This window comes from Allocoprococcus similis, assembly GCF_054660775.1.
In genome coordinates, this window is record NZ_BAAHSG010000033.1 from 21,078 (window position 1) to 27,502 (window position 6,425).

5 protein-coding genes are annotated in these 6,425 nt (G+C 41.3%); 4 read left to right on the forward strand and 1 reads right to left on the reverse strand.

Going from position 1 to position 6,425, the window contains the following annotated elements:
- The first annotated feature begins 34 nt into the window (after positions 1-34).
- The 4 genes from ACYQ5K_RS12585 to ACYQ5K_RS12600 all read left to right on the forward strand — a co-directional run bounded on the left by ACYQ5K_RS12585 (position 35) and on the right by ACYQ5K_RS12600 (position 5,390).
- Positions 35-2,773, forward strand: a complete 2,739-nt coding sequence (locus ACYQ5K_RS12585) for an alpha-L-rhamnosidase (protein ID WP_459777708.1) — start codon at positions 35-37, stop codon at positions 2,771-2,773.
- Between the two features lie 91 nt (positions 2,774-2,864).
- Positions 2,865-3,830, forward strand: a complete 966-nt coding sequence (locus tag ACYQ5K_RS12590) for an alpha/beta hydrolase (RefSeq protein ID WP_173688086.1) — start codon at positions 2,865-2,867, stop codon at positions 3,828-3,830.
- Positions 3,831-3,882: 52 nt separating this feature from the next.
- Positions 3,883-4,074, forward strand: coding sequence for a hypothetical protein (locus tag ACYQ5K_RS12595; protein ID WP_173688087.1), 192 nt, complete (start codon positions 3,883-3,885; stop codon positions 4,072-4,074).
- A gap of 344 nt (positions 4,075-4,418) precedes the next feature.
- On the forward strand, positions 4,419-5,390 hold the full coding sequence (locus tag ACYQ5K_RS12600; RefSeq protein WP_173688088.1) for a family 43 glycosylhydrolase: 972 nt from the start codon (positions 4,419-4,421) through the stop codon (positions 5,388-5,390).
- Here the strand turns inward: ACYQ5K_RS12600 and ACYQ5K_RS12605 are convergent.
- Entirely contained in the window at positions 5,371-6,075 is a 705-nt protein-coding gene (locus ACYQ5K_RS12605; RefSeq protein WP_195231484.1) for a helix-turn-helix domain-containing protein, read from the reverse strand. The two genes, ACYQ5K_RS12600 and ACYQ5K_RS12605, sit on opposite strands and share 20 nt — an antisense overlap.
- Between the last annotated feature and the right edge of the window lie 350 nt (positions 6,076-6,425).

Consider the following 6,425-nt stretch of genomic DNA (forward strand, 5'->3'; position numbering starts at 1 on the left):
TGTGCATAGTATCTTTGAAATGGAGGAATTATAGATGAAATTATATGATCTTAAAACAGAATACAGAGAAAATCCAATCGGACTTACAGATAAGGCACCAAGATTCTCATGGAAAATTCAGTCACAGGAGAAGGATACTTTACAGACTGCATATGAAATAAAGGTGACTGATGAAAATGGTAAAGTTGTCTGGAACAGTGGAAAAAAAGCATCAGACCAGTCTGTTCTGATTCCTTATGAAGGAGAAAAACTGGCAGGTGAAATGCTTTATAAAGTAGAGGTATCTGTGGCAGATAACCATGGAAATGTAGAATCAATTGAAGGAACATTTGAGACCGGAATTTTTGATAATACAGAATTTACCGCAAAGATGATCACAAGTGATTTCCCTGAAGAAGAGACGGCATGCCCGGTATTTGGAAAAACATTTGCAATAGATAAAAAGGTGAAGAAAGCCCGTCTGTATGCAACTGCACATGGTGTATATGAAGTGACACTGAATGGACAGACAGTTGGGGATTATCGTATGGCGCCGGGATGGACAAGCTATCACAACAGACTGCAGTATCAAATCTATGATGTGACTGAAATGCTCGTTGCGGAAAATGAAATCAAGATTACAGTTGGAAACGGCTGGTACAAGGGTATTTTTGGATTTACTTGTGAGCCGAACCGTTATGGTACACAGGCAGGAGCTTTTTCGGAGCTTCATATCGAATATGAAGATGGAAGCAAAGATGTGATCGCTACAGACGAAACATGGTCTGTAAAGACCGGGAAAATCCGTTACAGCGAAATTTACATGGGTGAGACGATTGACACGGATGCACCTGAGATTACAGAGGGAAAAGTTGTTGTTAAAGATTTTGATAAAGCAGTTTTAACAGCACAGGAGAATGAACCTGTTCGTATTACAGAGAAAATTGTGGGTAAAGAGCTGATCGTGACACCAAAAGGTGAAAAACTGGTTGATTTTGGACAGATTGTTACAGGTGTTGTTGAGGTTCATGTGAAAGGCGAGAAAGGACAGAAAATCGTGATCCGTCACGCAGAGGTTCTCGACAAAGACGGAAAATTCTATCCGGAGACACTTCGTCAGGCAAAATCAATTGATACATTTATCTGTAATGGAGAAGAGCAGATCTTCCGTCCGCATTTTACATTCCACGGATTCCGTTATATCTGTGTGGAAGGTATGGAAGAGTTTACAGCAGATCAGTTTATTGCCTGTGTGACACATTCTGATATGGAAAAGACAGGTGATTTCAACTGCTCTAACAAGAAAGTAAATCAGCTGCAGAGCAATATTACATGGGGACAGAGAGGAAATTTCCTTGATATTCCGACAGATTGTCCGCAGAGAGACGAGCGTCTCGGATGGACAGGAGATGCACAGGTATTCTCATGGACAGCAGCATTTAACAGGAATACAGCATTGTTCTACACGAAGTGGATGCGTGATGTGGCAGCAGAATCTTCCCTGGAAAAAGGTGTGCCGCATGTTGTGCCGGATATCCTGGGACAGTACAGCTCTTCTGCATGGAGTGATGTAGCAGTTATCGTTCCATGGGTTGTTTATCAGATGTATGGTGATAAAGGCATTCTGGAAGAAAACTGGAAATGTATGCATGAGTGGGTAGACTACATCAAGAATAACTGTGAAGAGAATGGTCTCTGGCAGAGTGGATTCCAGTATGGAGACTGGTTTGCACTGGACAAAGAAGAGAGTGCAGACAGAACCGGAGCAACAGATAAATATATGATCGCAAATGCGTACTATCTGTATGTAACAGAGCTTGTAAAGAAAACAGCAGAGGTGCTGGAAAAAGATGAAGACGCGAAAAAGTATGCGGATCTTTATGAAACAACCTTGGATGCATTCCAGAGAGAATATTACACAGAGACAGGACGTATCGTAAGCGAGACACAGACAGGTGCAATTATTTCCCTGTACTTTAATCTTGCAAGAGAAAAAGACAGAAAACGTATCTTGAAGACACTGATTACGAATATCGAAAAGCATAAAAATCATCTGTCTACGGGATTTGTTGGAACACCTTATATTTGCCATGCACTTTCTGAAAATGGAGCACATGAGATGGCGGCAACTCTCTTCATGAAAGAAGATTATCCGTCATGGCTCTACGCAGTAAATATGGGAGCAACAACCATCTGGGAGCGTTGGAATTCAATCAAACCAGATGGAACATTTGATGAATCAGGAATGAACTCTCTGAACCATTATGCGTATGGTTCTGTAGGTGACTGGATGTACCGTAAAGTTGCCGGATTATCTCAGTTAGAGCCGGGATATAAAAAATTCCAGGTAAAACCAATGTTTGTAAAAGGCATTGAAGAGTGGGGCACAGAGTTTGAATCTGTTTACGGAAAGATTGTGGCAAATACATCCTGCAAGAATGGAAAGATCCATGTGCATGTAGAAGTTCCGGCCAACACTACAGCAGTGATCGTTCTTCCGGAAAAAGAGGAAGTACACGAAGTTGGTTCCGGTGTATATGATTACGAATATGACACAGAGACAAGTCTTGTTGTAGAAAGATTCAGTATGGACAGCACACTTGGCGAAATCGTTGCAGCACCACTCGCAGTTGAGATGTTCAACCAGATGGTACCGGGAATGCTGGAAGGCCCGATGATCCAGTTTGCTTATGGAATGACACTTTCAGAGCTGCTCGGTGCTGCGCCGGCTGCGAAACCGATGTATGAGGCAGTTGTGAATGCCTTGAATCAGAAGGAAAAAGAAAATCAGTAGTGCCGGTTAGGGACGGAGTTTTCTGGCTCTTTTTGCAAGCAAAAAGCCAGAAAATCCCGTCCCTGATGGTAAGCTGTGAAAGGAGAATATCATGAACAAAATAACATTATGGAATGAATCAGAATACAATTACGCAGCAGCATGCGGGTTTATCCCGAACATGCGATTATATTTCCATGAAGATGAAAAAGTACGACCATGTATCCTGATCGCACCGGGTGGCGGATATACCGTAGTTTCTCCATCAGAAGGTGAGATTGTAGCAAAGAAGTTTTATGAGATGGGATATCATACTGCAGTTGTGACTTATACCACAAATCTCTTACAGATGATTCCATTGAAATTGCAGCCGATGCAGGATCTGATGCGTGCCATCCGCTATATCAGAAAGCATGCAGAAGAACTTCATGTAGATAAAGATAAGATCATGTTATGCGGATTCTCCGCAGGAGCACATGCATGTGGAAGTGTTGCGGTACACTGGCAGGAATTTGAAGAATCTGAGACAGGAGAATATGCGTCCATATCCGCAAAACCGAATGCAGTCATTCTTTCCTATCCGGTGATCACATCCGGTGACTGTGCACATCGAGGTTCTTTCACTGCACTTTTAGGAGCCGATGCTTCTGAGGAAGAACTTGAATATATGTCTCTGGAAAAACAAGTGACAGAAGATATGCCGCCATGTTTCTTGTGGCAGACGGCGACAGATGAACTGGTTCCGGTTCAGAACTCATTCTTATTTGCACAGGCTCTACAGGAAAAGAAGATTCCGTATGCATTCCATGTGTTTTCCCAAGGGAAACATGGATTGTCACTAGCTGATGAAGCATGGGCAAATGAAGAGTTTGGAGAACCATATACATTGGAACAGACTTTTGCATTAGGTCAGGCAGTGAACGATGGAACATTTCCGGTTCCGGAAGAAGTAAAACAGGCTTTGAATGAGATGGCGAAAATGTTCACCGGACAGACTGAGCGTGAGAGGGAACAGGCGAATGAAGAAGTAAAACATTGGCCGGAGCTGGTGGATGAGTGGATAAGGACTACGCTTTAAAATGGCGAGATGTATTACTGGACGCACATAGTGTGAACAGCAACTGCTAAGTGTGGCACATGTCACAATTCTCCAGCATGCGTCTGATGGGAATCTGGAAAAAGAATGCGAGAAGGCATTTCAGCAGATCATAGATGTAGGATATACAGAATCTCTGGAACAGGAAGGAATCCATAAGATTATAAAATACGGCATTGCATGTTATAAAAAGAAGTGCAAGGTTGAGATGAAAATCGAAGGATAGAAAAAGATGAAACATTTATATTTTCAAGTTGACGTTTCAATCAGGATAGCATAGTCTAATAGTAGCTAATAAAAGAAATTAGATTTCTACAGATCAAACTTCTGCAGGAAGAAGAAAAAGCTCAGAGTCGTGACCTCTGAGCTTTTTCTATTCCGTTATGTAAGGTGGCTTATGCCTTTAGGATGGTGCCGCTAATCGTCTCTTTCCAACCATTTGCAAATAAAATAGTTAACGATAAAATTACAATAGAATATATAAAATTACAATAACTGTACGCCCTCAAATGTTATAGTTGCCTTAGAAAAAACAAACAAACGAATAGCGAGGGAGGCAGTGTATAAACTATGAAACCATTTCTAAATATCAAATCCAACATCCCGGATGGTGAAGCTCATGTAATGCCGGATGGAAAAGTCTATATCTATGGAAGTCTTGACACAAAAGAGGATTCCTGGTGTTCCGATCATTACAAAGTAATTTTGTCCGCAGATCTGGAACATTGGGTAGAGAGTGAAATCAGCTTTTCCATCAAGGATGTTCCGTGGGCAGACGAGATTCAGGAACCAACGTACTTAGAGGGTGTTAAGTCTTATAACGAACTTCCGGAGGCAATTTTGACATTCCTTCCAGAAGAGACCAAAGAGATTCCAATCGATCAGTTCCTACCGATTTTGAGGAATATACTGATAGAACAGCAAAAGAACAAGAGTCTGTTTGCACCGGATTGTATCTATAAAGATGGAAAATACTATCTATATTTTTGTCTTTCTGACGATACGGAGGGAGTTGCAGTATCAGATTCTCCTACGGGGCCATTTAAAAATGCGGTGAAACTTCCTGTAAAAGGAATTGATCCGGCGGTTTTTGTTGATGATGATGGACAGGCGTACTATTATTGGGGGCAGTTTTCTTCTTGTGGAGCAAAACTGAATCCGGATATGATGAGCATTGATGAAAGTACGATTGCAGAAGGGCTTGTGACGGAGAAAGAGCATCATTTTCATGAAGGAAGTTCTATGAGAAAGCGTGGAGATACCTATTATTATGTTTTTGCAGATATCTCCAGTGGAAGACCAAGTAGTCTGGGATATGCGACATCAAAGTCTCCGCTTGGACCATTTACATACCAGGGAGTGATTGTTGACAATATATCGCTGAATGAGAAAAGCTGGAACAATCATGGCAGTATTGAGGAAGTGAATGGACAGTGGTACGTGTTCTTCCATGTAAGTACAAAGGGGCAGTATCTAAGACGGGCATGCATGACACCAATTGAATTCGATGAGAACGGATTGATCAAGAAGGTGGAACTGTAAGCTGAGTCTGTTTTCTGTATTGGGTAGGAGTAATTCCATATTTCTTTTTAAATACATTCTGAAAATAAGCCTGGGAGGAGAAGCAGAGATAGCTGCTGATTTCGCTCAGGCTTTTTTCTGTGAAGGTAAGCAAACTTTTGGACTCTTCTAACTTGCAGCGCATGATAAAACTACTGATATCGAAACCAAGTTCCTTCTTAAATTTTTTAGTGAGATAAGAGCGGCTTTTCCCGATATGTTCCGTGACATCACCAACCCGGATCGCTTCATTTACATGGCGGGAGATGAACTGGACACAATCAAAAATTTCTTTGGACATTCCACCTGGAATTTTCCCTTTTGCAACACGCTCTGTAAAATCAATCAGCATAGAATAGCTGAGCTTTTCAATATAAGCGATATTTTGAGAGTGTTCACAATCCTGAATGTAAATATCAGCCAGTTGATAGGCTTCTTCCAGGTTCATTCCTCCCTGGATAGCTGCCCGGGTGGTAAGTGTTGCTGTTGTGATAAAAATGTTTTTCCTTTGCCTGAGTGCGTTGCCTGCGACAATCCCCTCCACAAGATTCTGTGAGCTGTTGAGAAGTTCTTTCAATCGTCTGACATCTCCATCCTGGACATATTTCATCATTTCTTTTTCGTAAAAATGGGTATTATGATATCTTTGATTTTCTTTGAGTTCCATTATTTTCTCAGTGTAAATGCTGGATATCTTATCTGTTTGACCAAATCCTTCCAATTGGAAATGCTCACTGACAGAGATTACTTCATCATTGATGCAGAAGTGCAAATAAGCCAGAACATTCAAAAAAGAATAGAGTGATTGCTGTGGAATGCTTTGTAAAAACTGTGAGACGCGGGAATGAAAAGAAGCATCGATGGCCCATTCCTTCATAAAATTGTGTGTATCTGATTCTGTTACTGGTGTACTGAAGACAGGTCCGACAATAAGACAATAATCGCGTCTGGATGATTCAACATAACCATAATAAGTAAAAGAATCTGAAACAAAGTAGTGGTGTGCTACCTGTCAAG

Excerpts from the sequence above, each read along its gene's own strand:
- ACYQ5K_RS12585 (WP_459777708.1), top strand. The coding sequence starts at position 35 with ATGAAATTATATGATCTTAAAACAGAATACAGAGAAAATCCAATCGGA.
- ACYQ5K_RS12590 (WP_173688086.1), top strand. The coding sequence starts at position 2,865 with ATGAACAAAATAACATTATGGAATGAATCAGAATACAATTACGCAGCA.
- ACYQ5K_RS12600 (WP_173688088.1), top strand. The coding sequence starts at position 4,419 with ATGAAACCATTTCTAAATATCAAATCCAACATCCCGGATGGTGAAGCT.
- ACYQ5K_RS12605 (WP_195231484.1), bottom strand. The coding sequence starts at position 6,075 with ATGGAACTCAAAGAAAATCAAAGATATCATAATACCCATTTTTACGAA.